Annotated in this window: 21 protein-coding genes and 2 pseudogenes; 8 read left to right on the forward strand and 15 right to left on the reverse strand. The window is 61.6% G+C overall.

Going from position 1 to position 25825, the window contains the following annotated elements:
* Positions 1–4: 4 nt before the first annotated feature.
* The 5 genes from CD58_RS19020 to CD58_RS19040 form a co-directional block, all read right to left on the reverse strand.
* Positions 5–1024, reverse strand: a complete 1020-nt coding sequence (locus CD58_RS19020; protein ID WP_038436697.1) for a hypothetical protein — start codon at positions 1022–1024, stop codon at positions 5–7.
* Positions 1025–1231: 207 nt separating this feature from the next.
* Entirely contained in the window at positions 1232–1879 is a 648-nt protein-coding gene (locus CD58_RS19025) for an amino acid ABC transporter permease (RefSeq protein ID WP_025214580.1), read from the reverse strand.
* 1 nt (position 1880) lies between these two features.
* The gene (locus CD58_RS19030; RefSeq protein WP_025214581.1) at positions 1881–2561 is read right to left on the reverse strand and encodes an amino acid ABC transporter permease; all 681 of its coding nucleotides are present in this window, start codon (positions 2559–2561) and stop codon (positions 1881–1883) included.
* A gap of 3 nt (positions 2562–2564) precedes the next feature.
* On the reverse strand, positions 2565–3341 hold the full coding sequence (locus CD58_RS19035; protein WP_038436698.1) for an amino acid ABC transporter ATP-binding protein: 777 nt from the start codon (positions 3339–3341) through the stop codon (positions 2565–2567).
* A gap of 54 nt (positions 3342–3395) precedes the next feature.
* Positions 3396–4361 (reverse strand): substrate-binding periplasmic protein, encoded by a 966-nt coding sequence (locus CD58_RS19040; protein ID WP_025214583.1) that lies wholly within the window; start codon positions 4359–4361, stop codon positions 3396–3398.
* A gap of 297 nt (positions 4362–4658) precedes the next feature.
* On the opposite strand from CD58_RS19040, the gene CD58_RS19045 reads away from it, so the two are divergent.
* A complete protein-coding gene (locus CD58_RS19045) occupies positions 4659–6077 on the forward strand; it encodes a PLP-dependent aminotransferase family protein (RefSeq protein ID WP_025214584.1) in 1419 nt (472 codons plus the stop codon).
* Positions 6078–6082: 5 nt separating this feature from the next.
* A complete protein-coding gene (locus CD58_RS19050; protein ID WP_025214585.1) occupies positions 6083–7327 on the forward strand; it encodes an NAD(P)/FAD-dependent oxidoreductase in 1245 nt (414 codons plus the stop codon).
* Positions 7328–7372: 45 nt separating this feature from the next.
* On the opposite strand, the gene CD58_RS19055 is transcribed toward CD58_RS19050, so the two are convergent.
* The 6 genes and pseudogenes from CD58_RS19055 to CD58_RS19075 all read right to left on the reverse strand — a co-directional run bounded on the left by CD58_RS19055 (position 7373) and on the right by CD58_RS19075 (position 10869).
* Complete coding sequence (locus CD58_RS19055; protein ID WP_025214586.1) at positions 7373–8302, reverse strand: ZIP family metal transporter; 930 nt, start codon at positions 8300–8302, stop codon at positions 7373–7375.
* Between the two features lie 103 nt (positions 8303–8405).
* The gene (locus CD58_RS19060) at positions 8406–9287 is read right to left on the reverse strand and encodes a manganese catalase family protein (RefSeq protein ID WP_025214587.1); all 882 of its coding nucleotides are present in this window, start codon (positions 9285–9287) and stop codon (positions 8406–8408) included.
* Between the two features lie 254 nt (positions 9288–9541).
* Positions 9542–9754 (reverse strand): annotated as a pseudogene (locus CD58_RS31510) (general stress protein); the annotation flags it as partial.
* A pseudogene (locus CD58_RS31515) lies at positions 9755–9919 on the reverse strand (general stress protein); the annotation flags it as partial.
* Between the two features lie 394 nt (positions 9920–10313).
* On the reverse strand, positions 10314–10562 hold the full coding sequence (locus tag CD58_RS19070; RefSeq protein ID WP_025214589.1) for a metallothionein: 249 nt from the start codon (positions 10560–10562) through the stop codon (positions 10314–10316).
* Positions 10563–10596: 34 nt separating this feature from the next.
* Positions 10597–10869 carry a hypothetical protein gene (locus tag CD58_RS19075; RefSeq protein WP_025214590.1) on the reverse strand — a complete coding sequence of 91 codons (273 nt, stop codon included), beginning with the start codon at positions 10867–10869 and terminating at the stop codon, positions 10597–10599.
* Between the two features lie 166 nt (positions 10870–11035).
* On the opposite strand from CD58_RS19075, the gene CD58_RS19080 reads away from it, so the two are divergent.
* Positions 11036–11875 carry an NAD-dependent protein deacetylase gene (locus CD58_RS19080; protein WP_025214591.1) on the forward strand — a complete coding sequence of 280 codons (840 nt, stop codon included), beginning with the start codon at positions 11036–11038 and terminating at the stop codon, positions 11873–11875.
* Between the two features lie 116 nt (positions 11876–11991).
* Here CD58_RS19080 and CD58_RS19085 read toward each other — a convergent pair whose 3' ends face one another.
* A complete protein-coding gene (locus CD58_RS19085) occupies positions 11992–12894 on the reverse strand; it encodes a LysR family transcriptional regulator (RefSeq protein ID WP_025214592.1) in 903 nt (300 codons plus the stop codon).
* Positions 12895–13060: 166 nt separating this feature from the next.
* On the opposite strand from CD58_RS19085, the gene CD58_RS19090 reads away from it, so the two are divergent.
* The 3 genes from CD58_RS19090 to CD58_RS19100 are packed head-to-tail and all read left to right on the forward strand — an operon-like array spanning position 13061 to position 15651.
* Complete coding sequence (locus CD58_RS19090; protein ID WP_003200117.1) at positions 13061–13759, forward strand: CoA transferase subunit A; 699 nt, start codon at positions 13061–13063, stop codon at positions 13757–13759.
* A 33-nt stretch (positions 13760–13792) separates the two neighbouring features.
* The gene (locus tag CD58_RS19095) at positions 13793–14458 is read left to right on the forward strand and encodes a CoA transferase subunit B (protein WP_025214593.1); all 666 of its coding nucleotides are present in this window, start codon (positions 13793–13795) and stop codon (positions 14456–14458) included.
* 11 nt (positions 14459–14469) lie between these two features.
* A complete protein-coding gene (locus tag CD58_RS19100) occupies positions 14470–15651 on the forward strand; it encodes an acetyl-CoA C-acetyltransferase (protein ID WP_025214594.1) in 1182 nt (393 codons plus the stop codon).
* Between the two features lie 407 nt (positions 15652–16058).
* Here the strand turns inward: CD58_RS19100 and CD58_RS19110 are convergent, their stop codons facing one another.
* Positions 16059–16769, reverse strand: coding sequence for a FadR/GntR family transcriptional regulator (locus CD58_RS19110; protein ID WP_025214596.1), 711 nt, complete (start codon positions 16767–16769; stop codon positions 16059–16061).
* A gap of 336 nt (positions 16770–17105) precedes the next feature.
* Here CD58_RS19110 and CD58_RS19115 point away from each other — a divergent pair, with 336 nt between their 5' ends.
* Together CD58_RS19115 and gudD are read left to right on the forward strand one after the other, a co-directional pair.
* Positions 17106–18452: an MFS transporter gene (locus CD58_RS19115; RefSeq protein ID WP_025214597.1), complete on the forward strand. Its 1347-nt coding sequence runs from the start codon at positions 17106–17108 to the stop codon at positions 18450–18452.
* 28 nt (positions 18453–18480) lie between these two features.
* Positions 18481–19824 (forward strand): glucarate dehydratase, encoded by a 1344-nt coding sequence (gene gudD / locus CD58_RS19120; protein WP_025214598.1) that lies wholly within the window; start codon positions 18481–18483, stop codon positions 19822–19824.
* A 271-nt stretch (positions 19825–20095) separates the two neighbouring features.
* Here gudD and glgB read toward each other — a convergent pair whose 3' ends face one another.
* Together glgB and treS are read right to left on the reverse strand one after the other, a co-directional pair.
* Positions 20096–22330, reverse strand: a complete 2235-nt coding sequence (gene glgB, locus CD58_RS19125) for a 1,4-alpha-glucan branching protein GlgB (protein ID WP_025214599.1) — start codon at positions 22328–22330, stop codon at positions 20096–20098.
* 11 nt (positions 22331–22341) lie between these two features.
* On the reverse strand, positions 22342–25686 hold the full coding sequence (gene treS, locus CD58_RS19130) for a maltose alpha-D-glucosyltransferase (RefSeq protein ID WP_025214600.1): 3345 nt from the start codon (positions 25684–25686) through the stop codon (positions 22342–22344).
* Between the last annotated feature and the right edge of the window lie 139 nt (positions 25687–25825).

Below are 25825 nucleotides of genomic sequence, written 5' to 3' on the forward strand. Positions count from 1 at the left end.
CCCGTCACGGCTTGATATCCGGCAACACCAGCGCTCGATTGGCCAGATCCGCCTCCACCAGGTTGCCTTCTATTTCTTCGTCCAGGTAGTAAACCGGTGCCATCACCCCGCTGAGGGGATGCTTGAGCGACTTGAACCAGGCCTCGTCGAACGCAGCGCTCAGGCTTTTGCGGATCTGCGCTTCCATTTCCGGCCGTTCGCCCTCATGGATAATGGCGCGAATACCCGCCACGCCTACGGAAATCAACGCCCCCGCCGCCTTGCCGGCCACAGCTGCTGCCGCACCGGCTGCTCCTCGCGTGGCGAATTGCGCTTCGATCTTTTCACTGGTGCGTTGTGCCACCGTGGCGATCACCGCATCCGATGGCCCCGAACCGGTGGCGGCGGCCTTGTTGACGTGGTCGATCAACGCGGCGTAGGCCGGCAGTGTGTTCAGCGGTTCGGTATGGACCATCTCATACAACGAAGCGTTACGCGCGGCGGGTGGGCCCAGGCTGACAGCAGGAATCGCGTGCAGGCGGCGGTTCATCAGTTCGATGGGGATTTGCTGCCGCTGGCCGATCACCTGGACCTGCTGATTGAGCAAGCGCAGGTAGTAACTCGTCGCGTTGGCCCTGATCGCCTCGGGATCGATCTCCACCGACACCGGTTCCAGCACCTGCTCGCGATACTGTTCTTGCAGATAAACCGCCAAGCGCCTGGCCGAGGAATCCTCCTCGCCCTTGGCACTGGCGGAATACCAGCTGACCTTCATCGCCAGCCACTCCTGGGTCCAGTAGCTGCTGAACCAGGGAATGAACTCGGCCTCGGTACGGTCGTACACCAGCACCCGCCAATGTTCCATCGACCCGCGAGCGTAGAGTCCAGCCTGTTCGATGGCACTTTTCGACGCGGCGATGATTTGTCGGTCAACCTGCCGCCAGGTGTCCTGGGAAATCGCCACCGTGGCATCCTGTTGACCGCGCTGCGACGTAGCGCACCCCGCCAGAACGAGCAAAACGGCCAGCATCAACGAACGCAGCACGATTGCGCCACCCCGGATTCATGTCATCCACGGGGTTGAGTATAGGTGCCTAGGAACAGGGGTTCGGCTAAACACACAAAACCAATGTGGGAGCGAGCTTGCTCGCGAAAGCGGTGGGGCAGCAGCCTTGATATCGACCGATACGCCGCTATCGCGAGCAAGCTCGCTCCCACAAGAGGCCGAGTCGCTCAGATGCCTTCTGAACAATCAGGATTTATGCCGCCGCTCCAACCTGCGCACAGCCATCGACAGCGGATAACACATGGCGAAATACATGGCGCCTACCAACACATAGGTTTCCAACGGCATGAAATACACGGAGCTCAAATCCTGGGCCCGCAGCATCAGGTCCGGCGCGGCGATCAGCGAGGCCACCGAGGTATCCTTGAGCAGGGAAATCGCCACATTGCCGATGGGCGCCAGCACGATACGGATCGCCTGGGGCAGCACCACCCAACGCAACAGCTGGAGACGCGGCATGCCGATGGCTTTCGCCGCTTCGACCTGGCCCTTGGGCACGGCCTCCAGGCCCGAGCGATAGATCTCCGATAAGTACGCCGCCGCATTGAGCCCCAGTCCGATCATCGCAGCCTGGAACGAGCTGAACTGTACACCCACCGCCGTCAGGCTGAAGTACACGATAAACAGCTGCACCAGGGCCGGCGTGCCACGAAAAATCTCGATGTAAAACAACGCACACCGGCGTAACGCCGGCGAGCCGGACAAGCGCGCCAACGCCACCAGCAGCCCGACCGCCAAGCCAATCACCAGTGCGCCAAAAGCCAGTCGCAACGTGGCCCAGGCGGCTTGCAGCAGTTCGACGTGGGTCGCGTCCCACAACTCGCCATAACCCATGTCAGTGCTCCTTGATCACGGTGAGACGCCGCTCGGTGCGCGCCGCCCAATGGGCCAGCACCAGGCTCAACGCCAGATAAATAATGGCCAGCAGGAAATAAATCAGGTTGGTCTGGTAGGTCTCGCTCACCAGCATCTTGGCCTTGAACGTCAGCTCCGGCACGGCGGCAGCCGAGGCCAGCGACGTGTCCTTGAGCAAGCCGATGGCGAAATTCGCCATGCCAGGGATCGACACTTTGAAGGCCTGGGGCAAGACGATCATGCGCATCGCCAAGGCCCGGGTCATGCCAATGGAAAACGCCGCTTCGCTCTGCCCGCGATCAACGTTCAGGATGCTCGAGCGGAACACCTCCGACAGCATCGCCGCACCGTTGAGGCCGAAGCCGATGATTGCCGCGCCGATGGCCGGCAACGTGATACCAATATAGGTCAGGCCGAAATAAAGGATGAACAGTTGGGTCAGGATCGGGACGTTGCGAAACACCTCCAGATAGACACTGGCCACCAGTCGCAAAACCCGGTTACGCGACAGGCGCATCAACGCCAGACCAAACCCCAGCAACGCCGCCACGACGAAAGACGCCGCCGTCAGGCCCAGGGTGGTCAGTGCGCCAATGCCCAATACCTCAAGAAAATAGGGCAGCAGATCGAGGGACTTGGTCAGCTCGCTTGAATCGAACATCGATCAATGCTCCTGGACGGCGCTGATGAAGGCGCGCGTACGCTCCACCTGGCTTTCCCGGAAAATCTGCCGGGGCGGTCCCTGCTCGACGATGTTGCCGTCGGCCATGAAAATCACCTGGTCGGACACGCTTTCGGCAAAGCGCATCTCGTGGGTCACGATGATCATGGTCATGCCCTCCTCGGCCAGCTTGCGCATCACCGTCAACACTTCGCCCACCAGCTCCGGGTCGAGGGCCGAGGTGGCCTCGTCGAACAGCATCAGTTTGGGACGCATCGCCAGGGCGCGGGCGATGGCGATACGTTGTTGCTGGCCGCCGGACAGTTGATCCGGATAGGCATCGCGCTTGGCGAACATGCCCACCTTGTTCAACAGGCCTTCGGCCAGTTCCACCGCTTCGGGGCGGCTGCGCTGCTGCACCTTCAGCGGGCCGAGGATGATGTTGTCCAGCACGCTGAGGTGCGGGAACAGGTTGAAACGCTGGAACACCATGCCGATGTTGGCGCGCATCCGGGCCAGGTCCCTATCGCCCATGGGCACCGTGCGCTCGCCGACCTTGCGCTGGCCGATCAGCGCATTGTCGATGTAGATGCTGCCCCGGGTCGGCTCTTCCAGATAATTGATGCAGCGCAACAGGGTGGTCTTGCCCGAACCGCTGGGCCCGATCAGCGAGATTTTCTGACCCTGCTGCACTTGCAGGTCGATGCCTTTCAAGACGTCCAGGCGGCCGAAGGACTTGTGCAGCCCCTCGACCCGCACCAGTGGATGAGATTCAGCCATGAGCAATTTCCGCAAGTGGATGACACAAAACGTGAACGCAGCCGCGAGGACGTATCAAGCAAACGCCTGGCTGAAATCCCGGGGCGCATGCTTGAACGGGCCGATGAGGTTGCCCTGCTCATCCCGGTCCACGCCAATGCGCTGGTCCCTGGGCAGCGGCACCAGGTAGTCGGGGTTCTTGATCCCGTAGCGGGCCAGGATGGGGCCGATCTGCCCGGTGCTCCGTAACCAGCGTAGCCCTTGGTTCACCCCGTCGAACAAGTCCTGGTTCTGGGGATGAATGCCCCAGATCGCCTCGAACTTGGCGGTCAGGCTGGGGAATTTCTCGTCGTAGGCCATGGGCACTTGCTTGAGCTTGAGACTGGGGTCCTGGAGGATCATGTAGTCGATGGTGGGCGCGTCGAGCACAGCGAAATCGAGCCGCCCGGCCCGCACATCCCGCAGGCACGCATCGGTGTTGTCGTAGAGCTTGACCTCTTTTACACCTTCGATTTTTTTCATGTCGGGGATGGTGAAATAGCCGGTGTTGCTGCCCACGGTGCGCCCTTTCATGTCATTGACGCTGATGCTGCTCTGGAACGGCTCGCTGTCACGCATGATCACGTACGCTCCGGTGTAGAACACCGCGTCGGTGAGCAGCAAGATCTTGGAGCGCATTGGGTTCCAGGCGAAGTTGCCACCAAACCAATCGGCGCGCCCGGAACGCACGGCTTCGATCACCGCCGGAAAGCCCATGGTCAGAACATCGAGTTTGAGCTCAAGGCGGTCGGCGATGATCTTCAGCAACTCCAGATCAGTACCGACCGGAGCCCCGTCGCGCAGGGCACCCAGAGGCATGTCCCCCAGGCACGCGGCGGTCAGATAACCGGGGCGGATGGTCTTGATGGGTTGCCCGGCGGCGAAGGCGAATGGCATTAGCCCCAGGGCCGACCCGGCGACGGCCGCCAGAGAACCGTAGCCAGCGGCTTTGAGCACCGAACGGCGGGAAATGCCGAGGGTATCGAACTTGGAATCGGACATGGGTTTCACCTATGGGCAATTGAGGGTTTTGACCGGGACAAGCCATACAACCAAACAACAACCTTGCCGCCCGATCCCTAAGCAGCCACCAAGCCCCGTCCGGGGCTCGACTTCAATGAAGCCGGTGTGAGAATCGACCTTTCAATGACTTATCATGCTCGACTGCATGACAAGCATTACAATTCACACACTAATCACGCTATTTTGTCTTGTCAATGGGCTTTGTATCGGATAAAAAGCATGACAAGTCTGCTTTAAGGCGCACTAAGAAGCATGACAACCCAGGAACAAGGACTCATGAGTCAATTTGAGAAACTGCTGAAAGAACTGAAAAACCACGCCGGGCTGCACCGCGAGAAAGCCGAGACGCTGTACGCGCAATTGGCCGACGCGCTGACCCACGCGATCCTTCACGGCCAGCTCAAGCCGGGTGATCGCCTGCCGCCCCACCGCGAATTCGCCAGCGCCCTGGGGGTGAACATCACCACCGTGACCCGGGCCATGGCGGTGCTGCAGCAAAAGGGGCTGGTGGAAAGCCGGCCGGGCCGTGGTACGCAAGTGGCGCGAGGGCGTCATCCGGCGGCGCAGTTCCAGTCGGCCCCCAGCAATGACCCCGGCGTCGCCGACCTGAGCGTCAACCGCCCCGCCACGGACGGCTACAACCATGTGCTCGCACAGTTGCTGCCACGGCTCGCCGACGACCCACGCTTTGCCGACATGAAGGATTACCATCCCTGCGAAGGCCCCCTCTGGGCCCGCCAGGCCATTGCGCAATGGTTGCGACACACCGGCGTCGACGCCCAGGCCGATCACATCCTGATCGCCGAGGGTGCCCAACACGGCATCGCTCACACGTTGCGCAGCCTCACCAGCAGTGGCGACACCGTGCTGGCCGACAGCATCACGTACCAGGGCATCAACGGGTTGTGCCGCACCCTTGGCCTGAACCTGCTGGGCGTTGATGCCGACGAACGCGGCATGTGCCCCGAGGCCTTGCGCCAGGCCTGTGTCGAGCATCAACCGCGGTTGCTGTTCCTGGTGCCGTCAATCCACAACCCCACCGCCATCACCCTCGACGCCGAACGCCGCGAGGCCTTGGCGGCCGTCATTCGCCAGACCGATGTGCTGGTCATCGAGGATGACGTCTACCGACCGCTGCTGGAGCAATCACCGCCACCCTTCGCCGCGCTGCTGCCGGAGCAGACGATTTATATCAGCGCCCTGTCCAAATGCATCGCCCCCGGCTTGCGCATGGGCTTCGTCATGGCTCCGCCCGCGTTGCTGCAAGGCATCGCGGCGATGCAACGCATCGACTGCTGGAGCAACTCACCGCTGACCGCGCTGATCGCCACGCGGCTGATCGAGGAAGGCCTGGCCGAGGGATTGGTGTCGGAACAGCGTGAAGAACTGCGGATCCGCCAGGCACTGCTGGCCACGCACCTGCAAGGGCTGGCGTTTCAGCACAGCGCCACCGGCACCCACGCCTGGCTGCTGCTGCCCGAGCCCTGGAACAGTTCGCGCTTCGCCCGCCTCTGCCAGGAACAAGGCGTGGTGCTGCTACCCGGCGGCGCATTCACCCTCAGCCCGGAACTGTCACCGCAAGCGGTGCGCATCAATATCTCGGCTGCGCTGTCCCGGGAACAACTGGTCAAGGCCCTGACCGTGATCAGCCAATTGGCCCGCCAGGGTCACCTTCACATGCACAACCGGATCTGAGCCCGATGACACAGCCCGTTCATTGCGAAATCGCGGTTATCGGCGCCGGTGTGGTCGGCGTGGCGACGGCGCGTTGGTTGCGACGCCAGGGCTATCAGGTCTTGGTGCTCGAACGCGACGGCATTGCCGCCGGCGCCTCGTATGGCAATGCCGGGACGCTGGCGCCCTACGGGGTCATGCCAATCGCCCAGCCTTCATTGCTACGAGCCATTCCATCGCTGCTGTTCTCGGCCGACTCCCCTTTCGTGATCAACTGGGCCCGACTGCCAAGACTGATGCCCTGGCTGCTGCGCTTTCTCAATGAATGCCGGGCGTCGCGCTGTGCCGCCAACACCCAGGCGCTGGCGACGATCCTGCAGCGCACCTACAGCGGGTATGAGCCATTACTGGCAGAGACGCCCCTGGCCAACCAGCGCTTGCAGCACAACGGCTGCCTGTATGCCTATGGCACCCCGCAAGGGTTCACCGCAGCGCAAGCCGCCATCGAACTGCGGCGCTCGCTGGGAATTGCCCAACAGGTCTTGAGCAGCGCTGAAGTCGAACAACTCGAACCGGCACTGGCGGGCCGTTCAGTGGCAGGGCTTCTGTTTCCCGAGTCCTCCCATATGGACGATCCGAAGCTGTTTATCGAAACCCTGGCCGCGCCGCTGGTGGCCGAAGGCGCGCTGCGCAAGGCGACGGTCACCGCGATAAAACGCGCCGCCAACGGGCTTCATTTACACTGCGCCGAGGGCCAGCATTACCTGGCCGACCGGGTGGTGCTGTGTGGCGGGGCGTGGTCCGGCGTGCTGGCGGCGCAGATGGGCGATCACATTCCGCTGGACACCGAGCGGGGTTATCACATTGAGTTCGACCTACGGGATACCCTCCTCAACCGGCCTTGCTGCCCGGTGGAAAGCGCGTTCTACATGACCCCCATGGCCGGACGCCTGCGGGTTGCGGGCACGGTGGAACTGGGTTCGATCCACGACCCGGCCAACCCCCGGCGCTTCGATTACCTGGAACAACATGTGCGCCGCGTACTCGGCCTGAAAGACCCGGTTGCCCGTCGCTGGCTGGGGTTTCGGCCGTCGCTGCCCGACTCACTGCCGGTGATCGGCCCCTCACCGAACGAGCCACGCCTGATCTACGCCTTTGGTCATCAACACCTGGGACTGACCCTCGCCGGAGCGACCGGGCAACTGGTCGCCGAGTGCCTCGCAGGCACCGCGCCGCAATGGCTTGAGCGGTTTTCCGTGCAGCGCTTCTAGAACGCTTTGTGGCGAGGGGACGGTATCGAAACGGTCGAGCGGCGTTCAACCGAGCGCCGTGTCGAGAAACATCATCACCGCAAACCCCATCATCAAACCCAGCGTCGCTGGCGTTTCATGGCCGTTGCGGTGGGTCTCGGGAATCACTTCGTGGGACACCACGAAGATCATCGCCCCCGCCGCCAACCCGAGGCTGATGGGGTACGCGAGGGCGACACCCGACGACATGCCCAGGCCAATCACCGATCCCAGCGGTTCCATCAGCCCGGAGCCCACCGCAATCAACGCCGCGCGCAGGGTGCTGATGCCCGTCACCCGCAGTGCCATGGCAATGGCCAGGCCTTCGGGAATGTCCTGGATGGCGATGGCGGTGGTCAGGGGCAGGCCGACCTTGAAATCGCCGTCGGCAAAACTGACGCCGATGGCCATGCCTTCCGGCAGGTTGTGCAAGGTGATGGCGAGCACGAACAGCCAGACACGGTTAATGCGCTCGACCTCGGGACCGCGCCGCCCACTCAACTCGTGTTCGTGGGGTACGAAACGGTCGAGGCCAATCATCAGGGCGACACCCAAGCCCAGGCCAACCACGACGACAAACGCAGCCAGCAACTGATTGCCACAAATCACCTGTGCGGCTTCGATGCCCGGCAGGATCAGTGAGAAAGAGCTGGCGGCGAGCATCATGCCGGCGGCGAAACCCAGCATGATGTCCTGGGTGCGTGACGAGATGTCCCGCAGCACCACTGCCATCAATGCGCCCAAGGCCGTAGCGGCGAAGCCGGACGTGCCGCCCAGGACCGCGTAACCCAGATTGTTCCGATCGGCACCGACCAAGGCGTTGTAGCCGCTGTAGAGTAACAACGCGGTTATCACCGCCAGCCCCAGCCAGAAACTCACTCCTAGCAGCAGGTTGTTTTGCACAGGCCCCAGCCAGGTACGCCAAGGCGATCGCATCCGAGAAGTGGGCTGGTCCATCGACTGTCCTTAATGCTCTGCAGGCATGGCTAGTCTGATCGTTGCATGGCGGGAACGATCAGACGGAAAGTTCAGGCGAGGGAGTTACCCCCCTCGCCGTTGTTTACAGTTTGTCACTTTGCATCCCCGAACCCAAATCGGCACCCGTGGTGGGGTTGCTCTCCGGGTTGGACATCGTCCGTGCCTTCATGTCCATCAGCAGCGCTTCGTCTTTTTCACTCAGCTGGACGCTGGCCAGGCCATCGCCGCCATCCACCGCCGGTGCTGGATTTTCGACGAACTCCCAATCGTCGCCCTGATTCCATGGGCCGCGCACGGTAGGTTCGCCCTGGGACATATTGAAGTACACGTTAGTGAACTCCGGCATGCCCGGTAATTTGCCTTGGGGGAAATTGGGCTGGATCGAATGCAGGGCTTTTTCGAACGACAGTTGGTGGGCGATTTCACGGGTCATCAAAAAGCCCAGCGCCTCTTTGACACCGGGATCATCTGTGACATTCATCAAACGCTCGTAAACGATTTTCGCCCGCGCCTCGGCCGCGATATTGGAGCGCATGTCCGCTGTCGGCTCGCCGATGGTATCTACGTAGGCGGCGGTCCAGGGCACACCGGCGGAGTTGGTCAATGGCGAGCCGGCGCCATACAGGAGGCTGGTGATGTGGGAATCATTGCCGGCACCGTTGATGTCCCGGTACAACTGGCCCTCCTTCTCCACGCCCTCGGCCATCTTGCCCTTTGCGCCCTTGTTCAACATCACAATGATCGAACCGATGACTTCCAGATGGCTGAGTTCCTCGGTGGCGATGTCCATCAGCAGATCCTTGCGGCCCGGATCGTCCTCGGACAAGGCCTGGGTGAAGTAGCGCGAGGCCGCCGCCAACTCACCCTGGGCCCCACCGAATTGTTCGAGTAACAGGTTGGCCAGTCCTGGATTGGGTTCCGCAACGCGGACGGTGTATTGCAGCCTCTTGTTATGTAGGAACATGATTAAACCCCTCGCTCAAGGCACACGGGATGAGAGCACTGCCGATAACAGGCTCATAAGGACAAGAAGAAGTTAAAGGAACGTTATTTATCTATTTACCCAACAAGCGGGACGAACGGCAATTGACTTAACTTTCACCGATTATCTCGCCACATATAACAGGACAAATTTCTATACGCTGGCCCGGCACAATTGGTTATATAAACCGTAGGGGCCCCATGCCATGGGCACAGGGCCTGCCGGGTCATCGGGCATTACGAGTCACGACCGCCACCACGGCTGTTTTCTCCGCCCTTCTTACCGGCCTCGGACGCCTTTTCCCGGTCGTTGGCAACGTTGCCACCCGACGCTTGGCCCCCTTTGCGGCCCGCTTGCGAAGCGCGCTCAGGATCGTTGGCAAAATTACCACCCGACGCTTGCCCGCCTTTGCGGCCGGCTTCTGCAGCACGTCCAGGGTCCTTGGCAAAATTGCCGCCCGATGCCTGACCACCCTTGCGCCCTGCTTCGGAGGCGCGCTCGGGGTTATTGGCAAAGTTGCCGCCGGACGCTTGCCCGCCTTTTTTCCCGGCTTCCGATGCCTTGTCACGATCGTTAGCGAAATTGCCAGGATTGTTATTTCCTGTGTTAGCCATTTCATTCACCTCGTTAGTTAAAATTGAAACGAGCCTCACTGGCTCGTCTTATTGGGAAAACCTTCTGAGGATAAGGTTTGAAACAAAGTCCATGAGCGGCGACGAACGGTCCAACCTTATGGGTTCGCTCATGGAGCCCTAACAAATAAGCGCCACTTAATAAATTATTTTAAATAATTCAAAGCAGATGTATTGCAAAACAGTGCGTGTCTTTCCACGCTGTCCGCCAAAGGTCGGGCGGCGCCAGCACCCCATTGCACCGGTCTCGTCACCCTGGCCTCGCGCCGTTCCAGGAAGCCAAAACTCGCGGGCTGCCGGTGTTTTCCTGCACCACCGCACTGACCGGCTAGCGGCGTCCGGATGCCCTGTAGCCGACACCCGGATGAGAGCTCGATCAAGGTGAAATCGGATCACTGGCCGGAAACGTTTCCTCCAGCGCGTCGTCCAGCTGCTTACTGGTGGCCTCTCGCTCGCCCACCTTGCCACTGCCTTCGCAATGGCAGTCTGGCGCCGGACACGGCTCACCATTGGGATGTTGTTCGGCGCAAGCTTGGCTGCAATAAGCCTCGCCGTCGTGATTGAAAACCCGTTGCGGATCTACCTCGCACTGACAATCGGGGCAACCGCACTTTAATTCGCTCATGCTCTTTCTCCCGAGATAAGGGTCGAAGGCGCCGTCAGGAAGACCCGACCATCAGTTGGACCTCGAGATTCGCCGCCGCAACGCCGTGGTTGGCCACATAGACGTCGGCGCTCCAGCCTTTGGTCAGGTTGCGATACGACTGGGCGCCCAAGGCCGTACCACTGTCCCATGCCAAGATGTCGCCAATATCGATGTCATTGGCCGAACTCAACTCGAGCACGGTATGGCCGTCCACTTGCGCCACGTACACACCCACCATTGCGCTCTGTCGATTGATGGCCCGTACTTCACCGGTGGTCTTGTTCATAGGTCTCCTCTTCTCGGCAACCGAAGTCCCGCACATAAAGGTGGATATCACGGCGCCGGGGAAAGTTTGAAAAGACCACAGGCCAGGGCGACGAAAGGCGCTGCAATGGTTTCCCGGCCCGATTGGAGTGCTAACCTCAACGGCTCCAGGCCAACGGAGACACCCAATGCCCGACGACCTTCACCTCGAACCGCTCGATCAGTTGCTGGAGCACATGGCTGGGCGCCGTTTCCTGGTGCTCACCGGCGCCGGCATCAGCACGCCCTCGGGCATCCCCGACTACCGCGACCGCGATGGGGTGCGACGGGGTCGACAGCCGATGATGTACCAGGAATTCCTCGCCCAGGCCGAGGCCCGCCGACGCTATTGGGCGCGGGCGATGTTGGGGTGGCCACGGGTGAGGCAGGCCCGGCCGAACGCAGCTCACGAGGCCTTGGCCAAGTTGCAGGCACAACACCGCATCACGGGGTTGATCACCCAGAATGTCGACACGCTGCATGATCAGGCCGGCAGCCGGGACGTCATCGAACTCCACGGCAGCCTGCACCGCGTGCTGTGCCTGGATTGCGACCAGCGCAGCGAACGGCAGCAGATCCAGTTGTTGATGGAAGCGCAAAATCCTTACCTGGCCGGTGTCGACGCCGCGCAGGCGCCCGATGGCGACACCCTGCTGGACCCGGCGTTCGAGGCGCGCTTCCAAGTGCCCCGTTGCCCCCATTGCGATGGCGAGCGCTTGAAGCCCGACGTGGTGTTCTTTGGCGAAAACGTCGCCCCCGCCACCGCGACCCGCGCCACTGAAGCCGTTCAGGAAGCAGATGGCCTGCTGGTAGTGGGCTCGTCGCTGATGGCTTATTCGGCGTTTCGCCTGTGCCGGGCCATCAAGGACCAGGGCAAGCCGCTGCTGGCGATCAACCGAGGCAAGACCCGGGCCGATGAGCTGCTGGACCTCAAGCTTGAAGAGCCGTGTGAGCAATTACTGCCATTGCTGACACAACACCCGTTTTAGCAATACCCGGCCCCCTTGTGGGAGCGGGCTTGCTCGCGAAGGCGATGGAACATTCGATACCGCTGTCGCCTGACTCACCGCTTTCGCGAGCAAGCCCGCTCCCACAGTGGCCGGGGTCAACCTGCGGCCAACTGCACAGCCAACTCCTGATCCCTGAGCGTATCGAACAACGCCTGCGCCGCCGCCGACAGTTCATGCCCCGGTTTGGTCAGCACGCCGATGGCCCGTTCGATCACCGGATCGCTCAATGGAATGCACCGAGCCCCCAGCTCATGCATTTGCCCGACACACAGCGCCGGCACCGCGCTCACGCCCAGCCCACTGGCGACCATCCGTCCGACCGTCGCCAACTGATGGCTCTCGAACTCCACGGGCAATCTCATGCCCCGGGCCTGCAAATGTTCTTCCAGCATCACCCGAACGGTGGACGGGCGTTGTAGGGTAATGAACGGCTGCTCCAGCAAGGTTTGCCACTTGATTTCGCTGAGTTGGGCCAACGGTGAATCCAGCGGCACCACCGCGACGAAACGATCCAGGTACAGCGGGCTGAAAGCCAGGGACGAACTCTGCATCGGCTCGAACGCCACGCCCAGCTCGACATGCCGATCACGCACCATCTCCAGCACCTGCTCATTGATCACATCGTTGACCGTGACGTTGACATTCGGAAAGCGGGCGCGGAAGGTCTTGAGGATCGGTGGCAGCAGGTTGCCAGCGAACGAAGGCATCGCCGCCAACGTCACGCGACCGCGCTGCAAGGTGAAGCGTTGGCGCATTTCATCCTCGGCGTTGTCCCAGTCGGCAACCAGCCGTCGGGCCAATGGCAGCAACGATTCACCTTCAGGCGTCAGCGCCACGTTGCGGGTATTGCGACTGAACAGGCGTCCGCCCAGGCCTTCTTCCAGGGCCTTGATCGTCAAGCTCAGGGCCGACTGGGACAGATGCAGACGTTCGCACGCCACGGCGAAGCTCAGGCTCTGGGCCACGGCGAGGAAGGCGCGGATTTGCTTGAGGGTCATGGTGGCTATGCTCCCAGCGGCAAGTGGTTAGCTTCAAGCTGCAAGCAGATGCCAGCAATTATTGAATTTTATCAATCAATCAAACCTAAAAATCAACTTAACAAATATATAACTTGGCGCAACACTGCATTTCATTGCGACCCCATCAAGAATAAAAGAGGTGTCTATGGCAGGTTTCGACAAACGCGTGAGTTCTTACGAAGAAGCGCTGGAAGGCTTGAAGGACGGCATGACCGTGATCGCCGGCGGCTTCGGCCTCTGTGGTATCCCGGAAAACCTGATCGCCGAGATCAAGCGCAAGGGCATCCGTGACCTCACCGTGGTGTCCAATAACTGCGGCGTCGACGGCTTCGGCCTTGGTGTGCTGCTGGAAGACCGGCAGATCCGCAAGGTGGTCGCTTCCTATGTCGGCGAAAACGCCCTCTTCGAGAAGCAACTGCTGAGCGGCGAAATCGAAGTCGTGCTTACCCCCCAAGGCACCCTCGCCGAAAAAATGCGCGCCGGTGGCGCCGGCATCCCAGCGTTCTTCACCGCTACAGGCGTCGGCACGCCGGTGGCCGAAGGCAAGGAAGTGCGTGAATTCCATGGCCGCCAGTACCTGATGGAAGAATCCATCACCGGCGACTTCGCCATCGTCAAAGGCTGGAAAGCCGACCATTTCGGCAACGTGATCTATCGCCACACCGCCCAGAACTTCAATCCACTGGCCGCCACGGCGGGCAAGATCACCGTGGTGGAAGTCGAAGAAATCGTCGAACCCGGCGAGCTGGACCCGACGCAGATCCACACCCCTGGCATCTATGTCGACCGGGTCATTTGCGGCACGTTCGAAAAACGCATCGAACAGCGCACCGTGCGCAAGTGATCCCCCGCCCCCAGCCAAAGAAGGAATAACAACATGGCACTTTCCCGCGAACAAATGGCTCAACGCGTCGCCCGCGAAATGCAGGACGGCTACTACGTGAACCTGGGCATCGGCATTCCCACCCTGGTCGCCAACTACATTCCCGAAGGCATGGAAGTCATGCTGCAATCGGAAAACGGCCTGCTCGGCATGGGCGCATTCCCCACCGAAGCCGAGGTCGACGCCGACATGATCAACGCCGGCAAGCAGACCGTCACCGCGCGCATCGGCGCCTCGATCTTCTCCTCGGCCGAATCGTTTGCCATGATCCGCGGCGGCCACATCGACCTGACCGTACTCGGCGCGTTCGAAGTGGACGTCGAAGGTAACATTGCCTCGTGGATGATCCCTGGCAAGTTGGTCAAGGGCATGGGCGGTGCGATGGACCTGGTGGCCGGCGCCGAGAACATCATCGTCACCATGACCCACGCGTCCAAGGACGGCGAGTCGAAACTGCTGCCGCGTTGCAGCCTGCCGCTGACCGGCGCCGGCTGCATCAAGCGGGTGTTGACCGACCTGGCCTACCTGGAAATCCAGGACGGCGCCTTCATCCTGAAAGAACGTGCCCCGGGCGTCAGCGTCGAGGAAATCGTCGCCAAGACCGCCGGCAAGTTGATCGTGCCGGAACACGTGCCTGAAATGCAGTTCGCTGCCCAGTGAGGAGAGATTCGATGCAAGAAGTCGTGATTGTCGCCGCCACCCGTACCGCCATTGGCAGCTTCCAGGGTTCGCTGGCCTCCATTCCCGCACCGGAACTCGGTGCAGCGGTGATTCGGCGCCTGCTGGAGCAAACCGGTCTGTCCGGTGACCAGGTCGATGAAGTGATCCTCGGCCAGGTGCTGACCGCAGGTTCTGGGCAAAACCCGGCTCGCCAGGCATCGATCCTCGCCGGCCTGCCGCATGCGGTGCCGGCGCTGACCCTGAACAAGGTCTGCGGTTCGGGACTCAAGGCGTTGCATCTGGGTGCCCAGGCGATCCGCTGTGGCGATGCCGAGGTGATCATTGCCGGCGGCATGGAAAACATGAGCCTGGCCCCCTACGTCCTGCCGGCCGCCCGCACCGGCCTGCGCATGGGCCACGCGAAGATGATCGACAGCATGATCACCGACGGCTTATGGGATGCCTTCAACGACTACCACATGGGCATCACCGCCGAGAATCTGGTGGACAAGTACGGCATCAGCCGTGAAGAACAGGACGCGTTTTCCGCCGCGTCCCAGCAGAAAGCCGTCGCTGCCATCGAGGGCGGTCGGTTTGCCGATGAGATCACACCCATCCTGATCCCCCAGCGCAAAGGCGATCCCGTGGCCTTCGCCACCGACGAGCAACCACGCGCCGGCACCACCGCCGAATCCCTGGGCAAGCTCAAGCCGGCCTTCAAGAAGGACGGTAGCGTCACCGCAGGCAATGCTTCGTCGCTCAATGACGGTGCGGCGGCGGTCGTGCTGATGAGCGCCGAAAAAGCCAAGGCCCTGGGCCTGCCGGTGCTGGCAAAAATCAGCGCCTACGCCAACGCCGGCGTTGACCCGGCGATCATGGGCATCGGCCCGGTCTCGGCCACCCGTCGCTGCCTGGACAAGGCCGGCTGGTCGCTGGAGCAACTGGACCTGATCGAAGCCAACGAAGCCTTCGCCGCCCAGTCGCTGGCTGTGGCCCGGGAACTGAAATGGGACATGGACAAGGTCAACGTCAACGGCGGCGCCATCGCCCTGGGTCACCCCATCGGTGCGTCGGGCTGCCGTGTGCTGGTGTCGCTGCTGCATGAAATGATCAAGCGCGACGCCAAGAAAGGCCTCGCGACCCTGTGCATCGGCGGCGGCCAGGGCGTGGCCTTGGCGCTGGAACGCGCGTAACCGGCAAAGCGTTCAACGGTGGTTGTGCGGACCCACGAACATCCGCGCAGCCATCGGCAACACCACCGGCGCAACTTCGGTTGCGCCGGTTTTTTTTGCCTGTTGGTTTTGAGCAAGACTGGCTGGCCTCATCGCGAGCAAGCTCGCTCCCACAATGGCGTTTCGGCGTGCACGAATCTGCCAATCGACACCGATCCCATGTGGCGAGGGAGCTTGCTCCCGCTGGGGCGCGAAGCGGCCCTGAAACCTGACGACCCGGTATCCCAGGCAAAGGGTCTGCTGCGCAGCCCAGCGGGAGCAAGCTCCCTCGCCACAAGGGATCGAGCTGGGCACGCATTCGAAGTTCACCGCGACCTCCTGTGGGAGCGAGCTTGCTCGCGATGGCGGTGGTCAGGCGACAGTGGCTGTCAGGCCCCCGCCCCAAACCGGTCGCGGCTGTTGGTCAGGTGCAGCCACATGGCGGCGCGGGCGGCGTCGGGGTCTTGGCGCTTGATGGCATTGAAGATCGCCTCGTGCTCGAGATTGGCGAGCTGAGCCAGCTTCCCGAGGTCAGCCTGGCCGCGCTCGGCCACATTGACACGGGTCCTGGGGATCATCGCACTGCCCAGGTGCTGCATGATTTCGACAAAGCAGGTGTTGTCCGTGGCCTCGGCGATGAGCAGATGGAAACGCCGGTCGGCTTCGACGCAACTGTCGTTGTTGCTGAACAACCGCTGATAGTCATCCAGCGCCTGGCGCATCTGCTGCAACTGCTGCTCGCTACGACGCTGGGCGGCCAGAGCGGCCGCCTGGGTTTCCAGGCCCAGGCGCAGCTCCAGGATGCCCCGCACACCAGCGGCGGTGTCGACATTGAGGCGCAACCCTGGCTCGCCGGTCTGCTCCAGCACAAAGGTGCCGATGCCGTGGCGGGTTTCCACCAGCCCCGAGGCTTGCAACTTGGAAATCGCCTCGCGCACCACCGTACGGCTGACACCATGCTCCCGCACGATGGCCCCTTCGGATGGCAACTTCTCTCCCGGCTTCAATTGCCCCAGCAAGATGCTCTGGCTCAGCTTCGCCACCAGGTCATGGGCCAAGTTGTGGGTACGCTTGCGCAGGGGGACTTCGGAGTCTTGCATCGCCAGGGTTCCTCGAAAACAGGCTAAGCGATCCTACCATCAGTGGGCCTGAGAATGATCATCGTCGAACAACCAACTTGTATGACAACACTCAAGATAGACCGCTTATCAGCGTAATTGACGCCGCGTAGGCATTACGCCGCACAGCCTCGCCCTGCCATAAAACCCAGATAAACTCCTGAAACACCCAGCAAATACGGTATAAAAAATCCGACCACCGTATCCAATCGTCATCAAAAACCCCTTGTCATCGAAAAAATTCAAGTTGTATGATGTCTATCAACATCGGCACCTGCACGATGCCCCGCATAAAAATAACGAGTGGGAGAAAAACCAGTGAACACATCCAGCCTCAAGGCGAATGCCGGCGCGGATCCGGTGCTGCTGTCGGCCATTTCCAAGGTCAAGCGCCACATCCTGCCGCTGTTCGTCATCATGTTTATCGTCAACTACATCGACCGCGTGAACATCGGCTTCGTTCGTGCCCACATGGAGCACGACCTCGGTATCGGTGCCGCCGCCTATGGCTTCGGTGCCGGCCTGTTCTTCATCGGTTATGCGCTGTTCGAAGTCCCGTCCAATATCCTGCTGCAAAGAATCGGCGCCCGTATCTGGCTGACTCGCATCATGCTCACCTGGGGCCTGGTGGCGGCGGCCATGGCCTTCATCCAGAACGAAACCCACTTCTACATCCTGCGCTTCCTGCTGGGCGTGGCCGAGGCCGGCTTCTTCCCTGGGGTGATCTATTACTTCACCCGCTGGTTACCGGGGGTTGAACGCGGCAAAGCCATCGCCATCTTCCTCAGTGGCTCGGCCATCGCATCGCTGATCTCCGGCCCGCTGTCGGGGTTGCTCCTGCAAATCAACGGCCTGGGCATGCACGGCTGGCAGTGGATGTACTTCATCGAAGGGATGTTTTCCGTCTGCCTGTGCGTCTTCGTCTGGTTCTGGCTGGACTCCAAGCCCCACGACGCCAAATGGCTGAGCCGTGAGGAACAGGACGCGCTGGTGAAGACCATCGACGATGAGCAACGGGCCCGGGAAGCCGCCACACCGGTCAAACTGTCCATCGGCCAGTTGCTCAAGGATCGCCAGATCATCCTGTTCTGCCTGATTTACTTCTTCATCCAGCTGACGATTTATGCCGCCACCTTCTGGCTACCGAGCATCATCAAGAAGATGGGCGACCTCAGCGACATCCAGGTCGGGCTGTTCAACTCAATCCCTTGGTTGTTGTCGATTGTCGGCATGTACGCCTTTGCCTCGCTGTCGGCTAAGTGGAAGTTCCAGCAGGCCTGGGTGGCCACGGCCTTGTTGATCGCCGCAGCGGGCATGTTCATGTCCACCACCGGCGGGCCGATCTTCGCCTTCGTCGCCATCTGCTTTGCGGCCCTGGGCTTCAAATCCGCGTCGTCGCTGTTCTGGCCAATCCCCCAGGCCTACCTGGACGCCCGGATTGCCGCCGGGGTAATTGCGCTGATCAACTCCGTAGGCAACCTTGGCGGCTTCGTCGCCCCGACCACCTTCGGCCTGCTGGAAGAGCACACCGGCTCCATCCAGGGCGGCCTCTACGGCCTGGCGGCCACCTCGATCATCGCCGCGATCATCGTGTTCGCCGCACGGAATACGCCTAAACCCAAGACTGCAACGACGCCGGCCACCCCCACCGCCAGCCACGTCTGATCACTCGATTGTCCAAGGATAAGTGCACATGACTACCCCAGAAGCCAGCAAAGCCCCGATCATCACCAGCATGCAGATCGTGCCCGTGGCCGGTCATGACGGCATGCTGCTGAACCTCAGTGGCGCCCATGGCCCGTTCTTCACCCGCAACATCGTCATTCTCAAGGACAATGCCGGCCACACCGGCGTGGGCGAAGTGCCGGGTGGCGAACGCATTCGCCAGACCCTCGAAGATGCCCGCTCGCTGGTGGTTGGCAGCCCCATCGGCACGTACCAGAAGATTCTCAATACCGTGCGCCACGCGTTCGCCGACCGCGATGCCGGCGGTCGCGGCCTGCAGACCTTCGACCTGCGCATCACCATCCACGCGGTGACCGGCCTGGAAGCGGCGTTGTTGGACCTGCTTGGCCAACACCTGGACGTACCGGTCGCGGCCCTGCTCGGCGAAGGCCAGCAGCGCGATGAAGTGAAGATGCTTGGCTATCTGTTCTATGTCGGCGATCGCCAACAGACCGACCTGCCCTACCGCAGCGAGCCGGACGCTGACAACGACTGGTTCCGCGTACGCCACGAAAAAGCCCTCGACGCCGACGCCGTGGTGCGCCTGGCCGAAGCGGCCCATTCGCGCTATGGCTTCCAGGACTTCAAGCTCAAGGGCGGCGTGCTCCAGGGCGATGCAGAGATCGAAGCGGTCACCGCATTGGCCGAGCGCTTTCCCCAGGCCCGCATCACCCTGGACCCAAACGGTGCCTGGTCATTGAAGGAGGCCATTCGTCTGTGCCGCGACCAGCACAAGGTGCTGGCCTATGCCGAAGACCCTTGCGGCGCCGAGAACGGCTATTCCGGTCGTGAGGTCATGGCCGAATTTCGTCGCGCCACGGGCCTCAAGACCGCCACCAACATGATCGCCACCGACTGGCGCGAAATGGGCCATGCCATCACCTTGCAGTCAGTGGACATTCCCCTGGCCGACCCACATTTCTGGACCATGCAGGGTTCGGTGCGGGTGGCGCAGATGTGCAACGAATGGGGGCTGACCTGGGGTTCGCACTCCAACAACCACTTCGATATTTCCCTGGCGATGTTCACCCACGTGGCCGCTGCGGCACCGGGCGACATCACGGCTATCGACACTCATTGGATCTGGCAGGATGGCCAGCGGCTGACCAAGGCACCCTTGCAGATCCAGGGCGGCTGCGTGCAGGTACCGAAAAAACCGGGCTTGGGGATTGAGCTGGACACGGATCAGTTGGCCAAGGCCCATGAGTTGTACAAAGGCATGGGCTTGGGCGCACGGGACGATGCAGTGGCGATGCAGTTCCTGATTCCGGGGTGGACGTTCAACAACAAGCAGCCGTGTCTGGTTCGTTAAAGCGACCGACATCCCTTGTGGGAGCGAGCTTGCTCGCGATAGCGGTGGATCAGTCCCATTGATGTTGACTGACACTCCGATATCGCGAGCAAGCTCGCTCCCACATTTGGAACTGTGGTGACCTTGATTTTATGATCACCACAAATACCTGTGGCGAGGGAGCTTGCTCCCGCTGGGCTGCGCAGCAGCCCCTTCGGGCGGTCGCTGCGCAGCCGAGCGGGAGCAAGCTCCCTCGCCACAGTCATCATTCGCCTTCAGGCTTCTGTAAAACCTAGCCCTCCGGCCGCAGAATCAACACCGCCAACGGCGGCAGGTTGAGTTCCAGCGACAGGTTCTGCCCATGGCTGGGCACCTCTTCGGTGGAGGCACCGCCGCCGTTGCCGTAGTTGGAACCGGCATAAGTATCGGCATCGCTATTGAGCAATTCCACCCAGCGCCCGGCGAATGGCACACCGACCCGATAGGCCTCGCGCGGCACCGGTGTGAAGTTAGCGACCACCAATACCGGCCGGCCCTCTTTGCTCCAACGCAGCCAGGCGTAGACGCTGTTGACCGCATCATCGCCAATCAGCCACTGAAAGCCCTGGGGCGCATCATCCTGATCATGCAGCGCCGGTTCTTCACGATAGAGCCGGTTCAGGTCGGTCACCAGTTGCTGCACACCCCGGTGCTCAGGGTATTGCAGCAGGTACCAGTCCAGTTGCTGATCGTGGTTCCACTCCCGCCATTGGCCGAACTCGCAGCCCATGAACAACAGCTTTTTGCCCGGATGCCCCCACATGAAGCTGAGGTAGGCCCGCAGATTGGCGAACTTCTGCCAGCGATCACCGGGCATCTTGTCGATCAGCGAGCGTTTGCCATGGACCACTTCGTCGTGGGAAATCGGCAGGACGAATCGCTCGGACCAGGCGTACATCAAGCCAAAACTCAGCTCGTTGTGGTGGTGAGCGCGGTATACCGGATCCTGCTGGATGTAGTGCAGCGAATCATGCATCCAGCCCATGTTCCATTTATAGGCGAAGCCCAGACCACCCTGCTGCGTGCTCTGGCTGACGCCCGGCCAGGCCGTGGACTCTTCGGCAATGACCAGCGCACCAGGGGTTTCCAGGGCCACCACGTCATTGAGATGCCGCAGGAAATCGATGGCTTCCAGGTTCTCGCGTCCGCCATGGCGGTTGGGCACCCACTCGCCGGCCTTGCGTGAATAGTCGCGGTACAACATCGAGGCCACGGCATCGACCCGCAGGCCGTCGATGTGGAAATGCTTCAACCAGTGCAAGGCCGAAGCCAGCATGAAGCCATGCACCTCGGTACGACCCAGGTTGTAGATCAGCGTGTCCCAATCCTGGTGGAACCCTTCCAGCGGATTGCCGTATTCATACAGCGCGGTGCCGTCGAACTGGGCCAGGCCGTGGGCGTCGGTGGGAAAATGCGCCGGCACCCAATCGAGGATCACCCCGATGTTGGCCTGGTGGCAGGCGTTAATGAACGCGGCAAAATCATCCGGCGAACCGAAACGCGCCGTCGGGGCGAACTGCGACAGCGGTTGATAGCCCCAGGAGCCACCGAACGGGTGCTCCATGATCGGCATCAGCTCGATGTGAGTGAAGCCCAGGTCCCTGACGTAGGGAATCAACCGCTCGGCCATTTCATGCCAGTTGTATTGCCGGGCCACCTCCCCCGCCTCGTCGATTTCGCACTGCCAGGAACCGGCGTGCAATTCGTAGATCGACAGCGGCGCGCCCGGCAGCTGCCGCTCGCGACGGTGTTGCATCCACTCGTCGTCCTGCCACTCGATCTTCAAGGGTGAGGCGACTTTCGATGCCGTGTCAGGCGGCATTTGGGTGGCCAACGCCACGGGGTCTGCCTTGAGCGGCAGGATGCCGTGGGCCCCGAGGATTTCATATTTGTAGCCTTCGCCCGCACCGAGCCGCGGGACAAACAGCTCCCACACGCCGGACGGATAACGGATGCGCATCGGATGCCGACGCCCGTCCCAGGCATTGAAGTCCCCGACCACCGAGACGCGTCGTGCGTTCGGCGCCCACACGGCGAAGCGTACGCCGTCGATGCCATCGACGGTGGTCAACTGCGCACCGAGGCAGGAGCTGAGGTCGCGGTGATTACCCTCGCCAAACAGGTAAAGGTCCATTTCTCCCAGTAACGGCCCGAAGCTGTAGGGATCCTCCGCCACCTGTTCACCGCCAGCCCAACGGGTGCGCAGCAGGTACGCCTGGGCCCGGTCGAAATGGCCGACGAACAAACCCGGGGTTTCGGTGAGCTGCAGCTCGCCTAACTCTTCGCCGCCGTCGCGGGCGAGCACCTGCACGCTCAGCGCACCGGGCAGGTACGCCCGGATGAATTGCCCGCCCGCACCATCGCCGTGGGGGCCAAGGATGGAAAACGGGTCGTGATGTTCGGCACGCACCAGCGCGTCGATGTCATGGGGGGCAGGCAGTAACGACTCTTTGGCCTGCCCCTGTGGTTCTTTGTTCGAGACACTCATGTTTTTCTCCACTAAATCGGTCCGGCTAAGTCGGAAAAGGGTTCAAGCCCACTCAATAACCCGTACAGACCGTGCAATGGCACGGGCAGCCAGGCGGGGCGATTCTCGGCTTCATAGGCCACTTCATAGGCCGCCTTCTCCAGGCCGAACAACGCCAGCGCGGCGTCTTCGCCTTCAGCATCCTTCCATTCATGAGCAAGACTAGCTGCCGCCAGTCGATATGCCTGAACAAATGCTTCGCGGGCCTCTTCCAAATAACGATCAGCCACCCGTTGCCGGGCCGCATCGGCATCGGCCGTGCTGTCGACGGTGTTCAAATGGATTGCCATGGCGGCCGCGTAATCGAAGGAACGCAACACGCCACTGACGTCCTTGTACGGGCTGTGCTTGCCCCGACGCTCATGCAGCGGCCGTGCCGGCTCGCCTTCGAAGTCGATCAGGTAGGCGTCGCCCTTGATCACCAGCACCTGCCCTAAATGCAGATCGCCGTGGACGCGGATGCGCAAGCCGCCGACGGCTTTGCCGGCCAGCGCCTGGATATGGGCCAGGATGGTTTTCTTGTGCTCCAGCAAGCGTGCAACCATGGCCTGGTCCGAAGGGTTCAGTTGGCCCTGGTTCTGCTTGAGCAGACGCAAGGCATTTTCCACCTGCGCCGCCACATCCTTGCCGATGGCCTGGGCTTCCTTGGCGTTGGTGGCCTGGGGCGCGAAGGCCGGGTCGTCGGTGGGCTGGGCCAGCACTTGGTGCATTTCCCCCAGGCGCTGGCCGAGCATGCCGGCGAAATCCTTCAGTTCGCCCAAGGCGTTGTAATGCTGTTCCTGCTCGGACACGGCATCGGCCAATTCATCACGCAGCGCGCGTTCGAGGTTGTTCTGGGTCCATTCCCATGCATCACCCTGGTTGCTCAAGTAACCTTGGGCAATCATCAGCAACGCATCCTCGCCCTGGGCGTCACGGCGGACCACCGAACCCAGCAGCGGCGAGATATTGCTGAAACCTGCGGCGGTCAGGTAGGCGCTCATTTCCAGTTCCGGATGCACGCCCGAGGCGACTTTGCGGATCAGCTTGAGCACCAAAGCGCCACCCACCACCACTGAACTGTTGGATTGCTCGGCGGACAGATAACGCACTTCCGGCTCGGCTCCCAGGTTCAACGCGGTCAGGCCTTCGGTGGGTTCGAAACGCAACTCACCCTCGGTGCATGGCAGCACCGTGCCGGCCTGGATGCCTTGGAGCACGGCCCGGATGAAGCTTTCCAGGCTGAACGCGTCGGTGATCAAACCGACCTGGCGCACCCGACGTACGCGTGACAGCGCCAATTGCTGTGGCAACGCCGCGCCCACCTGGTCTTCGGCCAGCAGGCCGAATGGCAATTGATAGCGCAATGTCTGGCCAGCGCTGGTGACGTCGATTTCGCTGAGCAACACGGGATGCTGCGGGTCTCCGAAGCGCACGCCGTAGACAATGTTGACCTTCTCGATGGCGCTGTCCTTGCCGGCGAACCAACGACGGTTCTGCAACCAGCTCGGTAGAATGGTCTGCTCCAGCGTGGTGCGCGATGGCGCTTCGAGCAATTCTTCCAGGCGCTTTTTCAGCACCAGGGTGGTGAAGTCCGGCAGGCTCTGGGCCGGTTCCACGTGCCAGCTCGGCATTTGGTTCTCCGTCGCCAGGGCGAACCAATAGAAGCCATAGGGCGGCAAGGTCAGCAGGAAATTCAACTGGCCGATGGGCGGGAAGGCATTACCGCCCAGCATTTCCACCGGGACCATGCCCGCGTAGGTCGACAGGTCCAGCTCGGCCGCCTGGGCGCTGCGGGATACGTTGGCCACGCAGAGGATGATTTCGTGCTTGCCTTCCGGACTGGTGTACTCCCGGGTATAGGCCAGGATCCGACGGTTGCTCGGGGACAGCATTTTCAGCGTGCCCCGGCCGAAGGCCTGGGACTGTTTGCGCACCGCCAGCATCCGCCGAGTCCAGTTGAGCAGCGAATGCGGGTCGCCGGCCTGGGTCTCGACGTTGACCGACTGGTAGCCGTATTGCGGGTCCATGATCGGCGGCAGCACCAGGCTGGCCGGATCGGCCCGCGAGAAGCCGCCGTTGCGGTCAATGGACCACTGCATTGGGGTGCGCACGCCATCCCGGTCGCCCAGGTAGATGTTGTCGCCCATGCCGATTTCATCGCCGTAGTACAACGTCGGTGTGCCGGGCATGGATAGCAGCAGGCTGTTGAGCAACTCAATGCGGCGACGATCGCGCTCCATCAGCGGCGCCAGGCGTCGGCGAATCCCCAGGTTGATCCGCGCCCGACGATCGGCCGCGTAGTAATTCCACAGGTAGTCGCGTTCCTTGTCGGTGACCATCTCCAAGGTCAACTCATCGTGGTTGCGCAGGAAGATCGCCCACTGGCAGTTGGCCGGGATCTCTGGGGTCTGACGCAGGATATCGGTGATGGGAAAACGGTCTTCCTGGGCCAGCGCCATGTACATGCGCGGCATCAGTGGGAAGTGGAACGCCATGTGGCATTCATCACCATTCAGGCCCTGGGCATCGACATCGCCGAAGTACAGCTGGGTGTCTTCCGGCCACTGGTTGGCTTCGGCCAGCAACATGCGGTCGGGGTAGTTGGCGTCGATCTCGGCACGGATCTGCTTGAGGACGTCGTGAGTCTCAGGCAGGTTTTCGTTGTTGGTGCCGTCGCGCTCGATCAGGTACGGGATGGCGTCCAGGCGCAGGCCATCGATGCCCATGTCCAGCCAGTAGCGCATCACCGACAGCACAGCCTTGATGACCTGTGGATTATCGAAATTGAGGTCGGGCTGATGGGAATAGAAACGGTGCCAGAAATACTGGCCGGCCACCGGGTCCCAGGTCCAGTTGGATTTTTCGGTATCGAGGAAAATGATCCGCGTGCCATCGTACTTGTGGTCATCGTCGGACCACACGTAGAAATCCCGCGCCGCCGAACCCAGCTTGGCCTTGCGCGCCCGCTGGAACCAAGGATGCTGGTCCGAGGTGTGATTGATGACCAGCTCGGTGATGACCCGCAGATTGCGCTTGTGAGCTTCGGCAATGAAGCGCCGTGCATCGGCCATTGTCCCGTAGTCGGGGCTCACACCACGGTATTCGGCAATGTCGTAGCCATCATCGCGCCGCGGCGAGGGATAGAACGGCAGCAGCCAGATGGTGTTGACGCCGAGATCGGCAATGTAGTCGAGCTTCTCGATCAGGCCGGGAAAGTCACCGATCCCGTCGTTGTTGGAGTCGAAATAGGATTTAACGTGAACCTGATAAATCACCGCGTCCTTGTACCAGAGCGGGTCTTTGATGAAGGTGGCAGACCGGGGTTTCTTCGCCATTTGCAACTCCTGATGAATTCTATAAAGCCGCTGGAACAGGCTAGTGAGGTCTTATGCGGCAAGTGTTGCGGGAGCTGTTGTGGCGAGGGAGCTTGCTCCCGCTGGGTCGCGCAGCGGCCCCAAAAAAGCGATGAGTGCT

It is taken from the genome of Pseudomonas brassicacearum, assembly GCF_000585995.1.
Lineage (GTDB): Bacteria > Pseudomonadota > Gammaproteobacteria > Pseudomonadales > Pseudomonadaceae > Aquipseudomonas > Aquipseudomonas brassicacearum_A.

Coding starts and splice junctions, on each gene's coding strand:
- CD58_RS19025 (WP_025214580.1), bottom strand. CDS start 1,879: ATGGGTTATGGCGAGTTGTGGGACGCGACCCACGTCGAACTGCTGCAA.
- CD58_RS19030 (WP_025214581.1), bottom strand. CDS start 2,561: ATGTTCGATTCAAGCGAGCTGACCAAGTCCCTCGATCTGCTGCCCTAT.
- CD58_RS19035 (WP_038436698.1), bottom strand. CDS start 3,341: ATGGCTGAATCTCATCCACTGGTGCGGGTCGAGGGGCTGCACAAGTCC.
- CD58_RS19040 (WP_025214583.1), bottom strand. CDS start 4,361: ATGTCCGATTCCAAGTTCGATACCCTCGGCATTTCCCGCCGTTCGGTG.
- CD58_RS19045 (WP_025214584.1), top strand. CDS start 4,659: ATGAGTCAATTTGAGAAACTGCTGAAAGAACTGAAAAACCACGCCGGG.
- CD58_RS19050 (WP_025214585.1), top strand. CDS start 6,083: ATGACACAGCCCGTTCATTGCGAAATCGCGGTTATCGGCGCCGGTGTG.
- CD58_RS19055 (WP_025214586.1), bottom strand. CDS start 8,302: ATGGACCAGCCCACTTCTCGGATGCGATCGCCTTGGCGTACCTGGCTG.
- CD58_RS19060 (WP_025214587.1), bottom strand. CDS start 9,287: ATGTTCCTACATAACAAGAGGCTGCAATACACCGTCCGCGTTGCGGAA.
- CD58_RS19070 (WP_025214589.1), bottom strand. CDS start 10,562: ATGAGCGAATTAAAGTGCGGTTGCCCCGATTGTCAGTGCGAGGTAGAT.
- CD58_RS19075 (WP_025214590.1), bottom strand. CDS start 10,869: ATGAACAAGACCACCGGTGAAGTACGGGCCATCAATCGACAGAGCGCA.
- CD58_RS19080 (WP_025214591.1), top strand. CDS start 11,036: ATGCCCGACGACCTTCACCTCGAACCGCTCGATCAGTTGCTGGAGCAC.
- CD58_RS19085 (WP_025214592.1), bottom strand. CDS start 12,894: ATGACCCTCAAGCAAATCCGCGCCTTCCTCGCCGTGGCCCAGAGCCTG.
- CD58_RS19090 (WP_003200117.1), top strand. CDS start 13,061: ATGGCAGGTTTCGACAAACGCGTGAGTTCTTACGAAGAAGCGCTGGAA.
- CD58_RS19095 (WP_025214593.1), top strand. CDS start 13,793: ATGGCACTTTCCCGCGAACAAATGGCTCAACGCGTCGCCCGCGAAATG.
- CD58_RS19100 (WP_025214594.1), top strand. CDS start 14,470: ATGCAAGAAGTCGTGATTGTCGCCGCCACCCGTACCGCCATTGGCAGC.
- CD58_RS19110 (WP_025214596.1), bottom strand. CDS start 16,769: ATGCAAGACTCCGAAGTCCCCCTGCGCAAGCGTACCCACAACTTGGCC.
- gudD (WP_025214598.1), top strand. CDS start 18,481: ATGACTACCCCAGAAGCCAGCAAAGCCCCGATCATCACCAGCATGCAG.
- glgB (WP_025214599.1), bottom strand. CDS start 22,330: ATGAGTGTCTCGAACAAAGAACCACAGGGGCAGGCCAAAGAGTCGTTA.
- treS (WP_025214600.1), bottom strand. CDS start 25,686: ATGGCGAAGAAACCCCGGTCTGCCACCTTCATCAAAGACCCGCTCTGG.